The organism is Bradyrhizobium centrolobii (assembly GCF_001641635.1).
Lineage (GTDB): Bacteria > Pseudomonadota > Alphaproteobacteria > Rhizobiales > Xanthobacteraceae > Bradyrhizobium > Bradyrhizobium centrolobii.
In genome coordinates this window covers 1-21,172 of record NZ_LUUB01000022.1, presented here as the reverse complement: position 1 = coordinate 21,172, position 21,172 = coordinate 1, and the positions used below count along the sequence as shown (strand labels likewise).

The following is a 21,172-nucleotide window of genomic DNA, read 5'->3' as shown; positions in this document are numbered from 1 at the left end:
CCGTGTTCCCCACGTGGCTGCAATGCCGGCCGGGAGTGCGGTCTACAGGCTGGCATGGGTATCGTACCATCCGGGCAGCGAGCCGCGTTGACCCGTGCAGAGCTTATAGACCGCCTTGAACGGCAAAGCCAAAACAGGAAATCTGGCCAGGAGGGAGTCGTCGCCGAAATACCGATAGTCCCGGAATATCGATCGATATCGATCGATGATGCCATCAAAGTCCAGCCACGGCCCGCCGAGATCCTCGCCAAACGGACCTGAGGCGCCGGCTTCGAAGACATGCGCGACCTTGGCGCCGTCAAGCGCCTTGGTCTCAACCCGCGATCCCGGAATTCGCTGCTGCTGCACGGCCTTGAATTTCCGGTAGCCAAGCTCGCGCAGCAGGCCGAGCTGGGCTTTAATCTCACCAAAGTCGACCTTGTCGGACTCGACGGAGATGTATTGAGGGCGGTTGGGTTGCTGCTTCAGTCCCTCCAACACCAGCTGATCGGCTCCCTCGACGTCGATCTTGAGAAAATAGGGCACGCCACAGGAGCGGTAGATATCGACGACGTCGATGCGCGGCAGCACGATGCGTTCGCTCCTGTGGCCCAGTTTCTCGGTTCGCGCAGCCCTGTCCTTGTTGATGGTGCCCAGGACGGAGTCCGAACTCTTGTAGAAAGTAATCGTGGGTCCTTCGGACTCCGGTGCAATGGCTCCCTCGATGATCCGCAACTGCCCGCTCGCGACTTCGGTGTGAAATCGCCCCTGGCAGTGTCGCACGAGTTCCGGGTTGGCTTCGATCCCAAGAACCTTGAACCCTTTCTTGAGATAAAAGGCCGCATCCTCACCCTTGTGCAGGCCCACGTCGTAGATCAAGTCTGCAATCATTGCGAAGCTCCTACGAACTACACTGTCGAGTCTTCCAAATGATCGTGGCGCCATCGTCTGGTCTGCAGCGCGAACGTTCTCCTGTATCTGCTGGCGGGTTGGGCCGCCCGTCAGGCGGCCGCCCTGGTATTGCTGCGAACCTGCCGTTCAATCCACTCATAGGTCTTCTCGAGACCGGAGCGGAGTGTTGCGGACGGCTTCCAGCCAAGCTTCTGGCCGATCAGCCGGTTGTCCGAGTTGCGGCCGCGCACGCCGAGCGGCCCGGGGATGTGCTTCTTGTTCAACTTCTTGCCGGCGATGTCGGCTACGATATCGACAAGCTGGTTGATCGTGACCATCTCCTCCGATCCGACGTTGACCGGACCTTCAAAGTCCGAACGTGTCAGGCGGATGGTGCCTTCCAGGCACTCATCGATATAAAGGAACGAGCGCGTCTGGGTGCCGTCACCCCAAATTTCGACCTCTCCATGATTGGAGGCCTGCGCAACCTTGCGGCACACCGCTGCGGGCGCCTTCTCCTTGCCGCCTTCCCAGGTGCCCTCGGGGCCGAAGATGTTATGGTAGCGCGCGACGCGGTTTCGCATTCCATAGTTGCGGTTGTAGGCGAGATATAGTCGCTCCGAAAACAGCTTCTCCCAGCCGTATTCGCTGTCGGGCGCCGCCGGATAGGCCGAATCTTCCGCGCAGTTCGGATTGTCGGGATCCTTCTGGTTATGCTCCGGATACATGCAGGCCGACGACGAATAGAACATGCCGCGCACGTTGCGCTTCTGGCAGGCGTCGAGCATGTTGAGATTGATGGTCGCCGAATTGTGCATCACGTCGGCATCATGCTCGCCAGTAAAGATGTAGCCGGCGCCGCCCATGTCGGCAGCGAGCTGATACACCTCGTCGAACTTCCGGTCTGTGATCTGTTTGCAGAAATTCTGGTCACGAAGATCGCCAACCACAAAATCATCGGCCTCGGTGTCCGCGAATGGCGGAAATTTTAGGTCGACGCCACGCACCCAGAAGCCTTCACGCTTCAGTCGCTTGACCAGGTGACCGCCAATGAAACCACCCGCGCCGCAGACAAGAGCTGTGGGCATGTTCTTCGTCGCCATTAGATGTTCCTTTCCGCAGTTTTCGAACCGATTGCATAGTCAAACACCGATTCAAATCGGTCGGTTACCAATTTGATGTCGTAGTTTTCGAGCGCAAATGATCTCGCTTTGGCGGCTGCACTTGCTCTCAAGGCTTCGTCGTCGAGAAGCCGCAGGGCAGCCTTCAGGAAGGCCGCCTGATCGGCGGGATCAACGACCAATCCGGCGCCATTGCGGCGAATCAGATCGGAAGAGAGATTTTCCTTGGGCGCGGCAAGCAGCACCGGACGCCCGGCGCAGAAATAGGATTGCACCTTCGAGGGCACCGAGAATATTCCCGCTTCCGGTTCGATCGTCGCAACGGCGACATCGGAGGTGGCGAGCACCATGGGAAGATCTGCAAACGGCTGCAGCGGCAACAGGACGAGATTGTCCAGCGCGAGCTCGGCCTTGGCCTGCTCGAGATGCGCGACGCCAACGCCCTGGCTGACGGTCACGACATTTGCGCGTCCCTTCACCGCCTTGGCGAGCTGTACCAGCAGGTCGGGATTGTGCTTCAGTCCAAGCGTGCCCGAATAGAGAAAGTTGAACGAGTTGTGCAGCCCGTGACGGCGTGCCCACTCGTTGTCTTTCGGGTGAGGGGCGATATCGTTCAGTGCACCCCAGTTCTCGATCACGAAGACGTTGTCTTTCGTGCCGGTCCACTTGCTTGCAAGCGGCGAGAAGGCGTTCGTGATGACGACGATCGCATCAGAGCTCTGAAACTGTCGTCGCTCTAGAAACCTGTAATAGGCCCCGATCATGGCACCGGGGGGGCCCAGCTTCTTGCGCAACAGCTGCGATACGGCAACGCTATAGAAATCCTGGACCCAGAACACGAACTTCGAGCCGGTCTGCTTGCACGCGTTGACGATGGCCGATTGCGCCTCTGTCGGCGTATTGCCGGAGATGACGATGTCCGGCTTGTCCGAGTGCACCAGTTTCGCAACCGCCTTTCCGTAGGCGACGTCGTCGAATCTGCGTCGCACGAAGGACGCCTTGTCGTAGGGGCGCGATAGCTTGACGCCGGAAAAAGACAGGCTATCGGGATCGGCGGACGATCTCTCGAGCTTGCCCTTCGGGCCAAGGTCGCCATGAAAGTACGCGTGGCTGACTTCATGTCCCCGGACCGCCAGTTCACGGCTGAGATCGACCTGGAACGGATGGCCAGCGTAGTCGTGGACGAAAATCTTCATGACCGCGCCACCAACCCGGGAATCGAAAGATGACTGTCATGGCAATGCCCGGGACGCGAGGTCGCCAGCCATGCGTAGATGGATCGGAGTTGTCTGTCGTCGGTTTGCGTTATCCTCAATTTCGAACCTTGTTGATCGCCGCGCGGTTTGATGTGCCTGCGGGCCATGTGTTTTGAAGGCACTCTGCTCGAATATTGGACAGCAGCGGAGTGAGGCATGATGGCGGCTTCTATTCGACGAGTAAGAAAATCTTGTGTCGGTGTGAATTCAATTTCGGTGCCAAGTGGCGGAAGTGACGAGCGCCACCACACGATGTGCTCAAATGTCGTCGAGATATGCTCTTTGCCTCAAAGCGGCCACATAGGCAGTGCCTACGCGAAGGAACGTTGGTACCGCGTGTCCAGGCTTGCCCGTTACCTGTGCTTCAATGGTCTGATCGCGCGGGCAAGTGTGCCCTTGGAGCAGATCCGATTTTTGGGGTCCCTATGTCATCTAGGTTCATTGCTGTCGCGTTGGCCGGATGGCTGGCAGGGTGTCATTCAGCCTTTGCAGATCCGATGACGCTGGATTTTTCCTGGCGTGGGGCCCAGGGGTGCGTGACACTGTTTCCAAATCCGGAGTTTCATCTTCGCAACATCCCCGCCGGCGCTAGAATGCTGTTGCTGACGCTAACTCAAGGCGTCAGGGAAATGGGGGGACAGGAACTGCCGATCCCGGAGGATGGCGTTTTGCCGGCGGGAACATTCCGAACCTTCGCTCCGTGCAAGCCTGGCGTGTACCAATGGACTGCGCAGGTCAAATCGGCGGCTGGAGAAGTTTTGTCCGAGGCGCATAAGGCGCGCTTTTATCCCACCGACGAGCTTGCGCAGGACAGGCCGTGAACCGACCCAGGCGGGTCGATAGGCCGCGCTTTTAATAACGATGTTCTGCAATGCGAGCGTCATCGTCTCGATCGACTGTTCATGGACGAGTCGCGCGGGGTCTGCACATCGTTGCATCTTGACGAAACTCGCAGCCGGATCTGCCTCAGACGTAGGCATCGCCATGCTTGTCCGGGTGCATTTGCTGACGCAGTTGTGCTGGTTGATATCGCAACCGGTTCGGGTGTGGGAGTCTTTGCTGCCTGAATGTTGCGCCCGTACCGGGCAACGAGCCCAGGTTCCAGGCGAGCTGATCCAGGCGAATCCGGATCGCAAACGCGGGTTCGTCCGCTAACGAGCCAGCGGCGTTCCCGGACTTTGCATCGGACTCTCAGGGATGCGCGCCGAAGCGATATGCCGGTTGCTCGTACGGTGGCTGCAAAGCCGAGCAGCGCCGCGAGGGGATAGCTCTTCGCTGGTCACGTGCGGAGATTGGAACCGGAGTTGTCGCTTCGCATTGTAGTGCGCGCGCTTGTTGCTCAATCGTGAAGAAGCCGCATTTTGAATCGATACGCAGGTATCCCGTCCGCGATCGCCGACGGCGACTTTGAACAAGTTTGCGCGTGAACAGGAGCTGGGCGATCGAATCTCGGGGGCAAATCAAAAGTGCAGTGCGCTTCCGGCTTTCGCAGGCGGGCCCGCCATGATGTGCGCGCGCGAAAACCTCTCTTGTTCGCCGGCCGCGCAGTTGCGTGAACGATTTGCAAGTGTGCCAAGCCGCAATCGGCCCGGAGAGACAGCATGACCAGGACGGTATTGGTTACCGGCGGTGCGGGATATGTGGGCTCCCACTGCTGCAAGACGTTCGCCAGGGCCGGCTGGAATGTGGTGACGCTCGACAATCTCTCGCGCGGCTGGCGCGACGCCGTGCGTTGGGGCCCCCTGGTGGAAGGTGATGTTCGCGATCCAATCGCGGTACGCGGGACGCTGGAAAAGTACGAGCCAGATCTCGTCGCACATTTCGCGGCTTTCGCCTACGTCGGCGAGTCGGTTGAAAACCCTGCGATATACTACGAGAACAACACCGCCGGCACGCTTGCGCTGCTGAATGGCATGCGCGCGGCAGGATGCCGCCATATCCTGTTTTCGAGCACGTGCGCTAGTTATGGCGTGCCCCAGCACATCCCCATCGATGAAAGGCATCCGCAGGCGCCGATTAATCCCTACGGCTGGTCGAAGATGATTATCGAGCGGATGCTGGAGGACTTTGGCAGGGCTTATGGCATCGGTTCGGTATCCTTGCGCTATTTCAACGCTGCCGGTGCCGATCCGGAGGGTGAAATTGGCGAGCGACACGAGCCTGAGAGCCACGCCATACCCCTCGCGATCGAGGCCGCGCGCCGAGCGGATCAGCCATTTACAATTCTGGGCACGGATTTTCCGACGCCTGATGGCAGCGCGATCAGAGACTACATCCACGTCAATGATCTGGCGCGAGCCCACCTGCTTGCAGGCGAAATGCTGCTCGAGCGGGGTGGCACGCATGTGTTCAATCTGGGTACCGGCGTCGGCACCAGCGTGCACGAATTGATCGAGGCCGTGGAGCGTGTCGCCAGGTGTAAGCCGGTCGTGCGCCGCGGCCCGCGCCGTGCGGGCGATCCCGCCAAGCTCGTTGCCTCGTTTGCGAAGGCCGAGCGAGAACTCGGCTGGCAGCCGCAGCATTCCGGTATCGACTTTATCATCAAGACCGCGCTCGAGTGGCGCGACCGTCATCCGCCCGTTTGACGGGGCAACGAGATGGCCACGCACGCTTCCATCGCGGACCTGCCGTTAGGCGAGGGTGTCACGCGCGTCGCGGGGATGTCGCCTGCGGACATTGCCGGAGCAGGATTGCGCGAGGGCATGACCGTGTTTTGTTACCGCGATCGTCCAATCGGCCGCGTGCTGATCGGTCGCGGGCGCGTTGCTAACCGCTTTCTTGAGGGGGAGATCACGGGCTGTGCGTCGGGCTTTCGCCTCTATCACGGTGAGCGGAAGCGCAAATGACGGCCGGTTCACTCACCTCGATCGTAATCGCTGCCCGCAATGCGGAGCAGACCATTGCGCGGACCCTTGATAGCCTGCTGGCTCAAGCCGACCCGAAATGGGAAGCACTGATTGTTGATGACGGCTCCGTCGATGCGACGCCGGCCATCGTCGCTGGCTATGCGGCGCGGGACGCCCGGTTCATTACGCTTAAATCCGATGGGCGAGGCGTCTCGACGGCCCGCAATGTCGGCCTTTCCAGCGCAAGCGGGGAACGGCTTCTGTTCCTCGATAGTGACGACTGGCTCGACGAGCAATTTCTCTCCAAAATGAACGCGGCGTTGGATGGTAACCCCTCCGCGATCGCTGCTTGCTGCGATCATTGTCGCGTGATGCCGGATGGCGGCCAGACGCCTCGCTATGGCAATGCAGCCGTTGCGATCAATCCATTTGAAGCCTTCGCACGCAGTTGTCCCGTCGCTGTCCACAGTGTCCTTGTCAAGAGAAGCGCGGTACTGGGAGTTGGCGGCTTTGATGTCAATCTACGTACCTGCGAGGAATGGGATCTGTGGCAGCGGATCGCGCGAACCGGCGGTAGCTGGATCCATGTCAACGAGCTGCTGAGCTACTATTGGTCAAGCGAGCATTCCCTATCCGGAGATGTCCAGCAAATGCTGGTTGATGGGAATGTCGTTATTGCGCGTGGATTCTCCGCCGACGAACGGATGGAATATCCGGCGCCGGAGCATCAAGGCGGAGCATCTGCCGTTCGCGGCAGATCGCAGGCAGCAGCACTTGCCTACTTCGCACTTTGGTGCTGCGGCATAAATTGTGCCCGCGGGCAGAGGAGCCGTCTCTCGACAGAAGTTCTTGCCGACATACCGCAATCCGAGACAACCGCGGATCAGATGGCCTCTTGCCTACTGGACGCGATCGTCGTTGGCGCTCGAACGACCCCGGCGGGATTGGCTGGTCGCTGGGCGCAGTTTGGCCCGTATGTGACTGAACTGATCACCGCAGTCGGGCAAGCCTGGAACGATACGGCAGCAGCCCGAAAGGTCCAGTATCGATTCGAGCGCATGTTGCTCGACTACGATGACCTTTCGGCTCCGCGCGAACTTTCTCTAACACTCGGTCTCCGCGTCGATCTTCGGAAACTCCCGGCGCTCAACCTGCCCGGTCGCATAGACCGACTTTACGTGTATCTTTGCGATGGATCGAATGTTCTGGCTTTGCTCGATGTCGGGCTCCTCGGTCCGATAGATTCAGATTTCTGGATGAAGCTTGTTGACGAGCACCTTGCCCATTTGCGGATTCGAGTGCGCAAGCGCTGGCGACTTCAACATCAGACCTGGCCTGTCAAGTTGATAAGACGTATTCGATCGCTTGCGCGCAGCAATCCGGATAGTCACCAGCATCGCCTGCAGGTGCTGCAGGACCGTTTCTCGAGCGATGCCAGGTCACGGCGCGCTCCAAGCTCGTCGATGTCGGTCAGCACAGAGAGCCGCGCCGTTGAAGAAGGCCCTCGGGACATTGGACGCGAGTTGTTCTGGGAAAGGTTCTTTCAAAAAGAGGACCCCTGGAACTACGGCTCGCCCTATGAGCAGGAGAAATACCGGCGGCAACTGGAATTGTTGCCGCCAGAGCGGCCGGAACGCGCCATCGAGCTGGCATGCGCGGAAGGGCATTTCAGCCGGCAGCTGGCCACGAAGGTCGGGCACCTCTTGGCATCCGATATCTCAGCAACAGCGCTCGATCGGGCTCGCCTGCGGTGCGACGGAATTGGCAATGTGGAGTTTCTCAAGCTTGATCTGTCGACCGAACGTCTGCCCGATGAGATGGATCTCATCTGCTGCTCCGAGGTGCTTTACTACCTGGAGGACGAAGCCGAATTGGTGAGTGTCGCGCAAAGGATTGCGCGGGCCTTGCGTCCCGGCGGTCATCTCATCACGGCGCACAGTTTTGTCTTGAAGGACGATATGTCCCGAACCGGGTTCGACTGGGAGAATCCGTACGGGGCCGAGACAATTGCGCGGGTGATGGCGCAGCTGCCCGATCTTGCGCTTGAGGCATCGATACAGACCTCCCTCTATCGCGTCGATCGCTACAGGCGCCTGAAGCCTGGCGAGGTCGCGCCGGGTCCGCGGGTGGCGATGGCGCGAATAGGCGCGACGATTGAAAGGGATGTCGCGCGATTTGTCGTGCCGAACGGCGCCGTCACGCGGCGATCGGAAGTCCGGAAATCGGAAAGGCGCCCGCTCGTTCCGGTCTTGATGTACCATCGAATTGCAACTGATGGGCCGGAAGGTCTTGCGCGCTATCGCGTTAATCCGGATACCTTTGCGGAGCAGATGTTGTGGTTGCGAAGGAACGGCTACCACACCATCAACTCGGAGCAGCTGGCGTGGTTTGTCGCCAACGACTATCCGTTCGAGGGCAGGCCGCTGCTGATCACCTTCGACGACGGATATGAGGATTTTGCCGAACAGGCGTGGCCGATCCTGAAAGCCAATGATCTGAGCGCGGAGGTGTTCATCGTCACGGATCTGGTTGGCGGGCGCGCGGAGTGGGATCAATCGTTCGGAACGCCTGCGCGGCTGATGGATGTGGACAGGATTGTCGCGCTGGCCGGCGAAGGCGCAATGTTTGGTAGCCACCTGGCGCGCCATCCCCGGAGCGATCGGCTTTCAAGCTCGGAACTTGCCGAAGAATTGCTGCGGTCCCGCATCCAGCTCGAGACCTGGCTGGAGCGCCCGACGACGTCGCTTGCGGCTCCATTTGGATGCACCGATCAACGGCTTAGGATTCTCGCGGCGGAGTGCGGCTACAAGGCTGTATTCAATACGGCCGACCGGGCCGCAGAGTTGCAGGACGATTTGCTCGACCTTCCGCGTATCGAAGTCAGAGGCGACCGTAATCTGGAAGCATTTGTGCACCGCTTGGAGCAGTATCAATGAGTACCGCCACCTCTCTGGTCAGTGTGGTCATTCCCGCGTTCAATGCCGAGGCGACGATCGACGAAACGCTTCGCAGCGTCAGATCCCAGTCACACGAACGGCTCGAGATCATCGTGGTGGACGACGGCTCCACCGACGACACGCTTGCCGTCGCGGAGGAGCATGCAGAGCGCGATCCTCGTATCAGGATCATACGGCAGGACAACGCAGGCGTGGCAGCCGCACGCAACGTCGGATGGCGGGCGGCGCGTGCGGAATTCATCGCGTTTATCGACGCCGATGATCTGTGGGCGCCGGGCAAGATCGAGCGACAGCTCCAGGCCATAATTGACGGAGGGGAGAAGACGGGCCTCGTCTATAGCTGGTACGCCTGGATTGATTCGAAAAGCCGCGTGAGCGGCAAATCGCATCCGGTCCTTCATGCAGGCGAGGTGCTGGACTATCTGTTCCAGGACAATTTCATCGGCAACGGAAGTGCAGCAATGGTCCGCAGGGAAGCGCTGATCGCTGCACGCGGATTCGAGAGTGGGCTTCGGGCGTCGGGCGCCCAGGGCTGTGAAGACCTGCTGTTTTACTGCCGCGTCGCGGAATCGTATCACTTCGCGGTGGTTCCTGAATATGAGATCGGCTACCGCGACCTGCCGAACAATATGTCCAGCAACATGACGCGGATGTTCCGCTCCTGGATGCTGGTTGCGGACGAGATGGCGGCTCGCCATCCCGATCGCGTTGCCTTACTGGACCGGGGAATCAGTAACTATGCGCGGTGGCTGCTTCGACGGGCGCTGATCGGCGGCCGATTGCGGTCCTTTGCATCGGTCCTCGTGCTGTTAGGCCGGCGGAATCCCTTGTTGGCCGTCAAGGTCGTCGCGCTTGCCCTACCGCGGGATATTGCCTCGGCAGCGTGGTGGATGTCCCGCGGTTTGCGACACAGAGAACTGCGACGGCCGCCGCCGTCGTTCCTGATCGGCGATCCTGGTCAAACTCAATGTCAGAAAACGCTGGCAATATGAAGGGGCCGCGAGCAGCGCGGCGCGCGGCATTGGCCGAACTGTGGCGGCTCTTCAAGGTGGCTCCGTTGCCGCGCTGGGCAACGCCCGTGCTGATCGTCCTCGGCCTGGCCTCGTCGCTGGCGGAAACGGTCGGGATCACGCTCGTGCTGCTGTTCTTCTATCTCGCCATGGGTCAGGTCGAGCTCGCGACGTCGGCGAGCGGCATTTTGGGCGATGCGCTCGGGCATGCGACCAACTGGTTTCATAACTCGACTGAAACCGCTCTGGTGGTGCTTCTTCTCATCATTGTGCGTGGCGCCCTCGCTATCGCCAATACGCTGATCAGCGCGCATGTTGGCGAGCAGATCAATGAAGTCGCGCGCAACCGCGTCCATCTGCAATATCTGTCGACCTCATATTCGTTCTTTCAGCGGCATGACGAGGCCCACCTCATGGAGGTCCTGGGGACCGAGACTTGGTTGATCTCCGGGGCTTACAGCAGCCTTACCCGCATCATCGTCAGCTCCTGTTCGGTTGTTCTCTTCGTCTCATTTCTCCTTGCGCTCTCGGTGAAAATCACGGTTATGGCCATCGTTGCGTCGATGGTCGTATTTGCCGGGCTGCGTCAGCTTTCCAGGCCCGTACAAGAGCTCGGCGGCGGCGTGAAGCTGGTCCATCAGAAACTGGGAGAGCATATGCTGATGACCCTTCAGGGCATGCGCACAATCCGTGCGTATGGTCTGGAGAAGGTTCATCAGGAACGCTTCGAGGGCGCGTCAGCGGAGGCGCGCCGGCTTGCACTGGGACTCGCGCGGCTTGCTGCCCTGGTTTCTCCGCTTACAGAAGTTGGATATCTGGTGGTGCTCGGCCTCATTGTCGCTTCCGCCGACATGTGGGGAATCGGGTTCGCGACCAGCCTTACGGCGGTCGCCTTGCTCTATCGATTGCAGCCGCATATGCGCGAGCTGGAGGGAAGCCTGTTGTACCTGGCGCAAATCGAGCCGCAGCTGCGTTCCATCCGTCTGATGCTGGCGAAGGACGACAAGGAATATCCGAAGCCGGGACATCTCGCGATCAACAGGCTGAGCGACAAGATCTCGTTCCGCAACGTGACCTTCCGCTACGACGCGGGATCCGATCCCGCACTTCGCGATGTCTCCTTTGACATTCCAGCCGGCAAGATCACCGCCCTCGTCGGCGCGAGCGGGACGGGCAAGACCACGATCGTGAACCTCCTGCTTGGGCTCTATTCGGCGGCCGAGGGATGCATCAGGGTTGACGGTCGTCCCGTCAATGATCTCCGCCGAACCGACTGGCTTGGCCTGCTTGCGATTGCCGGCCAGGACGTCGACCTTGTCGAAGGCACCGTGATGGACAATGTGCGCATGTCCAAGAACGATGCCTCGGAGGAGGAGATCTTGCACGCGCTGCGCGTCGCGGGCATTTCGGAAATGGTCGAGGCGTTACCCGACAAGTACAACACCTGGATCGGGCAGCACGGCACGCGCTTTTCGGGCGGACAGCGCCAGCGTCTTGGACTTGCTCGCGCGATTGTCCGCAATCCGGAGTTCCTGATCCTTGACGAGGCCATGAGCGCTCTCGATCGCTCGCTGGAAGAGAGCATCAAGCACGCCATCCAGCGGCAGCTCAAAGGCCGGACCTTGCTGCTCATTACCCACCGCCTGGAGTCTGTGCTCGACGCAGACCACGCGGTGTGCCTTGAGGCCGGCCGGGTTAGCGCGGAGGGGCCCCCGGCGAAGTTGCTGGCGGACTCCAGCAGCCTTTTTTCCCGGAACCTTCGCCTGGGAGCCGTCCGCGCAGGACACTGAACTTTGTCGTTGCGGGGACCTCGAAAGTTCCGCGGCTGCGCGCGTCGACAAGCGCGATCATGTCCTCGCCCGTAGTATTACGGGATTAGACCAAGAGCTGAAGGCTCGGCTGCGGAGTCGGGCGCGAACGGCAAGTCAGTTTCGACGCCCTTTGCGTTTGTTGCAGATGCTGTTCCCTTAGAGGAACCCGATCGCAACTCATTGCATGTGAACGCGCGCATTCAGGAACATCCTTGAATGGGCAGCACGCTTTCTTCCCCATGCTTCAATTTTTTTCGAAGTTCGTAAACCAGCTTGAACTCATTCGTGGTGGTTGTGGCTCCAACAAGGAGCACGTAATCCATCATGGCAACAAACCAAACCTACGCGAGCGTTATCGTCGGAACTTCCGGATCAGATATTCTCTTCGGAGGCACTGGAAACGACCTTCTCACCGGCGGAGCCGGCAGCGACATCTTCGCGATTTCGAAGGGCTACGGCTCCGACACCATCAGCGACTTTCAGGCCGGCGCCGGTGGTGACGTCCTGCGTGTCCAGAACTACGGCTTTGCAACCTTCGCAACCTTCGTTGCGGCTGCCAGGCAGGTGGGGGCCGATACGGTCGTCACCCTGTCGAGCACCGAAACTCTGACGTTGCAGAACGTCGCGCTCTCCTCACTCGTCGCGTCCAATGTCGTGCTCGACAATCCGCTTCAGGGTAGCGCTTCGCCCAACACGGCGGCGCTAACGGTGCAGGCTGGCGGCACGCTGACCGGCAGCGCGATGAACGACTCGCTGCAGGCGTTTGGAACCGGCGTCACCCTCATCGGCGGCGCCGGGGACGATAGCTACTTCATGTTCGACCACAACACCAAGGTTGTCGAACAGGCCGGGCAGGGCATCGATACCATCTATGATGGGATGGTCGACGGCTACAGCCTCGTCAATGCGCCCAATGTCGAAAACCTGGTATTGGGCGGCAGCGACGCGTCGCCTGCGACCGGCAACGATCTCGACAACATCATCATCGGCAACTCCGGCAACAACATCATCGATGGCGGCAAGGGCAATGATGTGCTCAACGGCGGCGGCGGCATCGACACCTTTGTCATCGCTGTAGGTAACGGCAACGACATCATCAGCGGATTCACAACCGGCGCCGGCGGCGACATCTTGCAGCTCAACCGCACCGGTTTCCACACGCTTTCCGACGTCACCGCCGCCATGAAGCAGGTCGGCACCGATACCGTCCTTACGCTCAGCAGCGGCGAAAACATCAGGCTCAACAATACCAAGGTCGGGGATTTCACCGCGGCCAACGTCAATATCGTCACGCCGCGCACCGACATGGTGCAGACCTTCAACGACGATTTCAACACGCTCTCCGCGGGCCAGGACCCGCATCTGACGTGGCGAACAAGCTATGCCTGGAGCGGCGCGACGAGTTACTCGCTCGCGGGAGAGCAGCAAGTCTACGTCGACCCGAGCTTTTCGGGACTACCGGGAAGCCAGGCCTCGGCGCCGCTCGGCCTCAATCCGTTCTCGATCCAGGACGGCCATCTCGTCATCACCGCGCAGCCGCTGCCTGCGAGCGACGCGGCTTATGTCGGCAACCACCAGTTTTCGTCGGGCATGATCTCGACGCAGAACGGCTTCGCCCAGACCTACGGCTATTTTCAGATGACGGCCACGCTGTCCGGCACGCCCGGCGCGTGGCCTGCTTTCTGGATGCTGCCCACCAACACGCACGGTCTCGCAACGGAGCTCGACGTGCTCGAAGCCCTCGGCACGCATCCTGACCAATCTCATTGGGGTTTCCGATCTTCGACCACACCTGACCAGGGATATTGGGCGAATACCGCCAACCTGACGGCCGGCCAGCACACGTTCGCAGTGGAATGGACGCCGTACACGCTGACCTATTTCGTGGATGGCGCGGAGGTGGGGCAGGTGGCCACACCCTCGGACATGAATACGGCGATGTACATGATCTCCAACCTTGCCGTGGGCGGGAGCTGGGCCGGCAATGCCGCCCCCAATGCGACCGCGACGGTGACGATCGATTCGATTACCGCGTATCAATTGCCGGAATACACGCTTGCGAATTTTACGCTGCTCGCCAGCGGAACGCCGACCAACACGATCACCGGAACCGCGAGCGCCGACACTCTGACCGGCACGTCCGGCAACGATCTGATCGACGGAGCAGGGGGCGCCGACACCCTGAGCGGCGGCGCTGGCGACGACACCTATATTGTCTCCGATCCAAACGCCAAGGTCGCAGAAGGCTATGGCGGCGGCATCGACACGATAATGTCATCGGTCACCTACAAGCTTCCCGACTATGTCGAGAACCTGACGCTCACGGGCTCAGCCGCGATCAATGCCACGGGCAACTCGCAGTCCAACATCATCATCGGCAATGATGCTGCCAACATCATCACCGGCGGGCTCGGCAACGACATCCTGACCGGCGGCGGCGGCGCGGACACCTTCGTCATCAATGCCGGCGACGGTTCGGACATCATCACCGATTTCACACCAGGTTCGGCGGCGGGGCACGATGTCGTTCAGCTCAACGGCTTTGCCTTCACCTCGTTCAGCGACATCCAGGCGGCGATGACTCAGGTCGGGAACGACGTCTATCTGGCGTTGACGCACCAGGACACCCTTGTTTTCCGCAACACGACGATCTCGTCCTTTACCAGCGACGATTTCCAGCTTCCCGGTTCGCTGCCGGTCGGCGGCCTGATCACATCCTGGATCAACGGAAGCGCCAGCAGCCACATGGTGTACGGCACCTCGGCGAACGACAAGATTACGCCATATAACACCGACGACACGATGGTCGGATGGACGGGCGACGACACCTACGTCGTCAACAACGCGAACCAGAAAATCGTTGAGAATCCTGGCGGCGGCATCGACAGTGTCGAAGCATGGACCTCCTATACACTGCCAGACAACGTCGAAAACCTGACCCTGATGATGGGCGGGCTCACCGGCACCGGCAACCAGCTCGCGAACCGCATCGTGGGCTCGAGCGGCGACGACGTCCTCAACGGCGGCGGCGGCAACGACTGGATCTCCGGAGGCGCGGGGAACGACACGTTCGTCTACACCCCGGGCAGCGGCAACGTCACGATCGCCGACTTCCACGTTCTGACCACCACCAGCTCCGAGCACGACAAGCTGTTGCTGAAGGGCTATGACGCCTCTGCCTACCTGACACGCGTTGGTGACGTGTGGACCGTCCACTACGCGAGAGGCTCGGATACGCTCAACCTCGTCGGCGTCACCCAGCTGACCTCCTCGGACTTTGCGTTCGTCACGGACTGGAATACGCCGATGACCATGACGGGGCTGGCGGCGCCGACGGTTTCATTCGCAGCCGGCAGCAGTGTGACCGCATCGGGCGTCACCGCGGCAAATCACCTGACCCTGGCCGGAAGCGCCCAGTCCGGCGTCACCGTGGAAATTTTCGACCAGGCAACCTTGATCGGAACCGCGATCGCCGACGCAGCGGGCGCCTGGTCGTTTGCGACGGCAAAGCTGGCCGACGGCGGCCACGTCTTCGCCGCCAGGGCCGCTGATGCCGTCGGAAATCTCAGCGCCGCATCGGCGGCGTTGAACGTGACAGTCGACACGCAGCCGCCGACGGCACCCAATTTCATCTCGGCCACGCTTGCATCCGGGAGCACCATCACCGCTTCCGGCGCAGCAGAAGCCGCAAGCACCGTCAAATTGTACGACGGATCAGTCCTGCTGGGCACCGTGGTCGCGGCATCCAACGGTACGTGGAGCATCAATACCGCCGCACTTGCCGCAGGTCCGCATAAGCTCTCCGCGACCGCGACGGACGTGGCTGGCAATCAAAGCGCGTCCTCCAATGTCCTCGCGGCGGTGATCGGCACCACCGTTGAGGCGATCGGCACGACGTCCTTCACCAAGGTTGGAACCAGCTTTTACATGTCGAATGCCGACGCCGCGGTCCTGCTGAAGTATGGCGGCGTGGCGGTCACGGCGGGGCAGTTTGGAACATGGTCGCCCGTGGCCGCGGAAGCGACCTCAAGCGGCTATGACGTGGCCTGGAAAGATTCCGTTACCGGTAATTATTCGGTTTGGGCCACCGACAGCAACGGCAACTTTGGGTCCAAGATACTGAACAACGCGTCGGCAACAAGTTCGTCATTTGAATCGATCGAAACTGCTTTCCACCAGGACTTGAATGGCGATGGTGTGATCGGCGTGCCACCGGTCACCTCGACCACATCAAACACGACATCAACGGCGACATCGATCGAAGCGTCCGGCGCGACCAGTCTGGATAAACTCGGCAATATCTACTTGCTCGACCCGATTGGTGGCAGCCAGGGACCGTCGTTGAAGTACGCTGGTGCCGCCGTCGTTGCTGGACAGTTCGGGACCTGGTCGCCAATCGGCGCGGAAGCGACGTCAGGAGGCTATGACGTAGCCTGGAAGGATTCGATCACCGGCCAGTACTCCGTTTGGAGCACCGACAGCAACGGCAACTTCACGTCCAAGATTCTGAACAGCGTCTCCGGAGCCGACGCGTCACTCAAGTCGATCGAGACCGTCTTCCACCAGGACCTCAATGGCGACGGCGTGATCAACACACCATCCACCGTCCTCGATATTTCGGGAAAAGTCGTCCTGGCCTTGGGCAATATGAGCCAGTCAGTTACGATCGAGGCCGGGGCCAAGCTCGAATTGACCGGCGCCGTTTCCGGGTCGATCACCTTCAATGCTGCAACTGGAACGCTGGTGCTCGATCATTCATCCCAGTTCACGGGAAAGCTGATCCATCTGAGCGGCGACGGAACCGCGTCCAACTCGAACCAGATCGACCTGAAGGATATTGCCTTCGGGTCCGGAACGTCGGCCTCCTATTCGGGAGACACGTCCGGAGGCGTGCTGACCGTGGTCGATGCCCAAAACCACGCGGCGCATCTGTCGCTGGTTGGCGATTACACCCACTCGACGTTCAATCTTTCCAGCGACGGAAGCGGCGGCACGCTGGTCATCGATCCTCCCAAGGATGGATTTGATTTCAACTCGGTTCTAACGCCGCAACCGATGCCAGCTGCACTGGCTCCGATGGCCGTGTGGCTGGCCGGCGACGGCTTTGCCTTCGATCACGCCAATTCATCGGCAGGCGCAGCCCATCCAGGCCTTGAGACCTTCAATCACCAGGTGGGTCCGGCAGTACCGCTGCCCGACAGCCTCCAAACAGCCTTGCCGGCGACCGACCATCCCGAGCTCCACTTTGCGAAACCGGCGGATGCTCATCTTGCGGAGTTTTACAACTTCATACTTCACCAATAGTGCCCGGAATCGCACCTGCCGCCATAGACCCCGGTAGAAAGCTGCTCAGCTGCACGCCGCCGCGAATGCAATGACGAAAAGCGGCGGCGTCTCTTTCACCGATTGGTCCGGTTGCTGTTCAGGTTGGGGTTGACCGATACAGCCGGAGGCACACCCTGGCCGATGGGATCCTTGAAGGGATTGTTGCTCGGCCGGGTTGCTACGGGACTGCGCGAACCCGTCGTGACATTGTGGGAGCGGTTCTGAACACCCTGATGTTGCTGCGTGCCTTGCGCGAGCGCTGGCGTCGCCACAACGAGCGGAGTAATCAGCAGGAGTCTGAGCGTTAGCATCGGAGGCCTCCATCTGCCGAACTCGAGGCAGTCAAATGACAAGTCTGTTCATCTCAATTGGTTTCCCCGGCTTCGACCTGCGGCGGTGCGCGCTGGATCTGCTGCCTTGAAGATTCCTCGACGCCGCGAATGGGGCTTCGACCGCCTGCTGCGTCCGCTTGACGTCCGGCGCATCCGCAGAGGTGAACTGTTCCTGCAGCTCGTAACGCGAAGATCGAAGACGGCCGGGCGCAGATGCTCCGGGCTGTGCGCGACCGTGCCGATCATGCGGGCGATGACGAGCGCGAACTGGACCTCGTTGGAGACCGCTTCAACGCGGTCGTGATCGCTCGGCACCAGTTCGCTCGAACTCATCGATTTTGCTGCGCCGCTGACTGCATGAATCGGGATGGGATCGACTTGCGGACCCGGAACATGGCCTTTCGTCCGGATCAATATCCGCTAAGATCATCGGAACATTGACGCAGAAAGATGGCGCGTCGATCAAGCGGTTCAAGCACGGAAGGGTGTCATGTTCGCCAACTGGAAATCTAGGTGCGTTCTGCTTGCGCTTATCTGCACGCTGTTTGGCTTGTTGCCGGATCGGGCGTCGGCAATTACCGCGGAACTCGCCAGAAAATGCAGTGCTCTTACTGCCAAGCAATTTCCTCCACGCGAGCCCGGAAATCCGGCAGCGGGAAGCGCCAAGGGATCGGGAAGTGATCAGCGCGCGTATTACAACAAGTGCGTCGCGAATGGCGGCAAGGTGGACAATGAGCCCAAGTGATCTGACCAGCGTGACCCGAGGAACCGGCTCTAACAGACAAGCCAATTGTCTGGCCCAAAAGTCCCGGCCGGTTCCTGATCTGGGCTGCTGTCTACGAAACGGTTAAAAGTGCGCGGGAACCGTGGATCATCCGCAGCGCACACGCTCGTCAACAGGCGTAGAGCTGATGCGAATTGAGGAAAGTCGCAATGCAGGCTACTGCTATGCGACGAAATCCCCGGCTATCGCGGCCAACGATTTGGCTAGAATGCGGCTCGTGTTTCAGGCAGCGGTGGGGATGCTTCCGACTGCACACTGTCGATCAACGAGAGGTTTTCGATGACCAGGTAGGCCACCAGGCTGGCGCAAAAAAGGAGCTGCATTACGACCGCGCTGATGACGAATGCCATCACGCCACGGGCGAAACCATGCTCAAGGCCCAGATACCATGCTGGAACCATAATCAGAGTTGTCGCTGGAATAAGCGCGTATGCGCGAAGAAAACGTCCCAAAAAAAGACCGGCTACGCCGCTTGCTATGATCAGCAAGACCAAGATCCGTTCCTCCTTGCATTTGGCATTTGCGACTTCCTGGACCACGGGCGTCGCCGCATTTCCACCATAGAACTGCTAGAAAGATATCACTTTCTGGTTGAGCCGGCTAGTCGATTGGTACGCCGGGCGGCTTCGCTCGGCGGACAGCGGGGCAGTTTCTTAATACATTCTAAGCCGATTACTAACTTCATCCTGCGGACTGCGGCCACGTTGGAGTGCATTTTTCTGCGCGAAGCCGTAAGCCGGGGCCATGCGGTCTGTTCGGCTCCATCCTTGTCCGTGCAGCCGGCTTCATCGGAATGCAGGTTTGTGAACGGCTATTGTCGCACGGCGAGCAGGTCGTTGGCATCGATGGGTTCACGCCGTATTACGATCCGGCGCTGAAGCGCGCGCCTCGAAACCCTCAAGCGCCGCCCCGGGGTCGGCTTCGCGGCATCGACGCCTTTGGCGGACGGCCTCGGCCGCTTCGTCGAATGGTATCGAAAGTACCACCGCGGTGATCCCGATATCGGGCGACAGGCGTCTCGTCCGGGAAGGCCCGGTCCGCGCGCTTTCTCGTTGGCTGTGACCTTGTCAGGGAGCGCGAACGGAGGTTATTCCGTCCGCTGGACCTCTTTACCGGGAACAAGGCGCAAAGCCATGCGTGAGCGGATCGCTCTGATCACCGGCGTGACCGGCCAGGACGGCGCCTATCTCGCCGAGTATCTGCTGTCGCTCGGCTATGTCGTGCACGGCATCAAGCGGCGCTCGTCGTCGTTCAACACCGCGCGCGTCGATCACCTGTATCAGGACCCGCATGTCGGCAACGTGCCGTTCCTGATGCATTACGGCGACATGACCGACTCGACCAATCTGATCCGCCTGGTGCAGCAGATCCGGCCGACCGAGATCTACAATCTCGCCGCCCAGAGCCACGTCGCGGTCAGCTTCGAAAGCCCCGAATACACCGCCAACGCCGACGCCATCGGCGTGCTGCGCCTGTTGGAGGCGATCCGCATCCTCGGCATGGAGAAGGAGACGCGGTTCTACCAGGCCTCGACCTCCGAGCTCTACGGCCTCGTGCAGCAGATCCCGCAGAAGGAGACCACGCCGTTCTATCCGCGCTCGCCGTACGGCGTGGCGAAACTCTACGGCTACTGGATCACGGTGAACTACCGCGAGGCCTACGGCATGTTCGCCTCCAACGGCATCCTGTTCAATCACGAGAGCCCGATCCGCGGCGAGACCTTCGTCACCCGCAAGATCACCCGCGGCGTCGCCCGCATCGAGGTCGGGCTCGAGGACACGCTCTATCTCGGCAATCTCGAGGCCAAGCGCGACTGGGGCCATGCCAAGGATTATGTCGAGGGCATGCACATGATCCTGCAGGCGGACAAGCCCGACGACTTCGTGCTCGCCACCGGCGAGACGCGCTCGGTGCGCGAGATGGTCGAGCTCTCGTTCGCGCAAGTCGGCCGCCGCATCGAATGGCGCGGCAAGGGCGTGGATGAGACCGGCATCGATGCCAGGAGCGGCAAGACCGTGGTGCGGATCGATCCCACCTACTTCCGTCCCACCGAGGTCGATCTCCTCATCGGCGATGCCAGCAAGGCCCGCGACACGCTCGGCTGGACACCGAAGCGGACCTTTGCCGAGCTCGTCGAGGAGATGGTGGCAAGCGATCTGACGGAGGCACGACAGGAAGCCGCCCATGGCAAACGTACGGTTTGAGCTGACGGGCAAGAGCGTCTACGTCGCCGGCCATCGCGGCATGGTCGGCAGTGCGCTTGTGCGGGAGGACGTCAGGCTCGTCACCGTGGACCGGCGCGAGGTCGATCTCTGCGACCAGGCCGCGGTGTTCGACTGGTTCGCGAAGGTGCGGCCGCAGGTGATCTTCCTCGCCGCCGCCAAGGTCGGCGGCATCCTCGCCAACGACACGCTGCGCGCCGAGTTCATCTACGACAACATCGCGATCGCGGCCAACGTGATCCACGCCGCGCATCTGAACGGCGCCGAGAAGCTGATGTTCCTGGGCTCTTCCTGCATCTATCCGAAGCTCGCCAGCCAGCCGCTGCGCGAGGACTCCATGCTGACCGGACCGCTGGAGCCGACCAACGAGCCCTATGCCATTGCCAAGATCGCCGGCATCAAGATGGCGGAGGCCTATCGCAGCCAGTATCGATGTGACTTCATCAGCGTGATGCCGACCAATCTCTACGGCCCCGGCGACAATTATCATCCCGAATACAGCCACGTGGTCGCCGCCCTGATCCGGCGCTTTCACGAGGCGAAGATCGCGGACGCGAACACCGTCGCGGTCTGGGGCACCGGCACGCCGCGCCGCGAATTCCTCTATGTCGACGACATGGCCGATGCCTGCGTGCACC

At 60.6% G+C, this 21,172-nt stretch carries 14 protein-coding genes; 10 read left to right on the top strand and 4 right to left on the bottom strand.

Annotated elements, in window-relative coordinates; genetic code table 11:
* Positions 1-42: 42 nt before the first annotated feature.
* The 3 genes from AYJ54_RS02905 to AYJ54_RS02895 all read right to left on the bottom strand — a co-directional run bounded on the left by AYJ54_RS02905 (position 43) and on the right by AYJ54_RS02895 (position 3,187).
* Complete coding sequence (locus tag AYJ54_RS02905) at positions 43-870, bottom strand: FkbM family methyltransferase (RefSeq protein ID WP_063696371.1); 828 nt, start codon at positions 868-870, stop codon at positions 43-45.
* Between the two features lie 110 nt (positions 871-980).
* Complete coding sequence (locus tag AYJ54_RS02900; protein ID WP_245328856.1) at positions 981-1,973, bottom strand: NAD-dependent epimerase/dehydratase family protein; 993 nt, start codon at positions 1,971-1,973, stop codon at positions 981-983.
* A complete protein-coding gene (locus AYJ54_RS02895; RefSeq protein ID WP_063696370.1) occupies positions 1,973-3,187 on the bottom strand; it encodes a glycosyltransferase family 4 protein in 1,215 nt (404 codons plus the stop codon). The genes AYJ54_RS02900 and AYJ54_RS02895 overlap by 1 nt, the downstream gene beginning before the upstream one ends.
* A 557-nt stretch (positions 3,188-3,744) precedes the next feature.
* On the opposite strand from AYJ54_RS02895, the gene AYJ54_RS02890 reads away from it, so the two are divergent.
* The 8 genes from AYJ54_RS02890 (at position 3,745) to AYJ54_RS46625 (ending at position 18,273) form a co-directional block, all read left to right on the top strand.
* Positions 3,745-4,068, top strand: coding sequence for a hypothetical protein (locus tag AYJ54_RS02890; protein ID WP_063696369.1), 324 nt, complete (start codon positions 3,745-3,747; stop codon positions 4,066-4,068).
* Between the two features lie 780 nt (positions 4,069-4,848).
* Entirely contained in the window at positions 4,849-5,832 is a 984-nt protein-coding gene (galE, locus tag AYJ54_RS02885) for a UDP-glucose 4-epimerase GalE (protein WP_063696368.1), read from the top strand.
* Positions 5,833-5,844: 12 nt separating this feature from the next.
* Positions 5,845-6,093 carry a hypothetical protein gene (locus tag AYJ54_RS02880; RefSeq protein ID WP_063696367.1) on the top strand — a complete coding sequence of 83 codons (249 nt, stop codon included), beginning with the start codon at positions 5,845-5,847 and terminating at the stop codon, positions 6,091-6,093.
* Positions 6,090-9,029, top strand: a complete 2,940-nt coding sequence (locus tag AYJ54_RS02875; RefSeq protein ID WP_063696366.1) for a trifunctional glycosyltransferase/class I SAM-dependent methyltransferase/polysaccharide deacetylase — start codon at positions 6,090-6,092, stop codon at positions 9,027-9,029. Before AYJ54_RS02880 ends, AYJ54_RS02875 begins: the two co-directional genes overlap by 4 nt.
* Positions 9,026-10,042: a glycosyltransferase family 2 protein gene (locus AYJ54_RS02870; RefSeq protein WP_063696365.1), complete on the top strand. Its 1,017-nt coding sequence runs from the start codon at positions 9,026-9,028 to the stop codon at positions 10,040-10,042. The genes AYJ54_RS02875 and AYJ54_RS02870 overlap by 4 nt, the downstream gene beginning before the upstream one ends.
* Before the next feature lie 29 nt (positions 10,043-10,071).
* Complete coding sequence (locus AYJ54_RS02865; RefSeq protein ID WP_245328855.1) at positions 10,072-11,850, top strand: ABC transporter ATP-binding protein; 1,779 nt, start codon at positions 10,072-10,074, stop codon at positions 11,848-11,850.
* Positions 11,851-12,195: 345 nt separating this feature from the next.
* The gene (locus AYJ54_RS02860) at positions 12,196-17,175 is read left to right on the top strand and encodes an Ig-like domain-containing protein (protein WP_063696364.1); all 4,980 of its coding nucleotides are present in this window, start codon (positions 12,196-12,198) and stop codon (positions 17,173-17,175) included.
* Between the two features lie 843 nt (positions 17,176-18,018).
* Entirely contained in the window at positions 18,019-18,273 is a 255-nt protein-coding gene (locus AYJ54_RS46625; protein WP_245328854.1) for a hypothetical protein, read from the top strand.
* A gap of 242 nt (positions 18,274-18,515) precedes the next feature.
* Here the strand turns inward: AYJ54_RS46625 and AYJ54_RS02850 are convergent, their stop codons facing one another.
* A complete protein-coding gene (locus tag AYJ54_RS02850) occupies positions 18,516-18,851 on the bottom strand; it encodes a hypothetical protein (protein ID WP_063696362.1) in 336 nt (111 codons plus the stop codon).
* Positions 18,852-19,445: 594 nt separating this feature from the next.
* On the opposite strand from AYJ54_RS02850, the gene gmd reads away from it, so the two are divergent.
* Positions 19,446-20,516: a GDP-mannose 4,6-dehydratase gene (gmd, locus tag AYJ54_RS02845; protein ID WP_063696361.1), complete on the top strand. Its 1,071-nt coding sequence runs from the start codon at positions 19,446-19,448 to the stop codon at positions 20,514-20,516.
* The coding region (locus AYJ54_RS02840) for a GDP-L-fucose synthase family protein (protein WP_063696336.1) at positions 20,497-21,172 on the top strand (676 nt) is incomplete at its 3' end. The genes gmd and AYJ54_RS02840, both read left to right, overlap by 20 nt.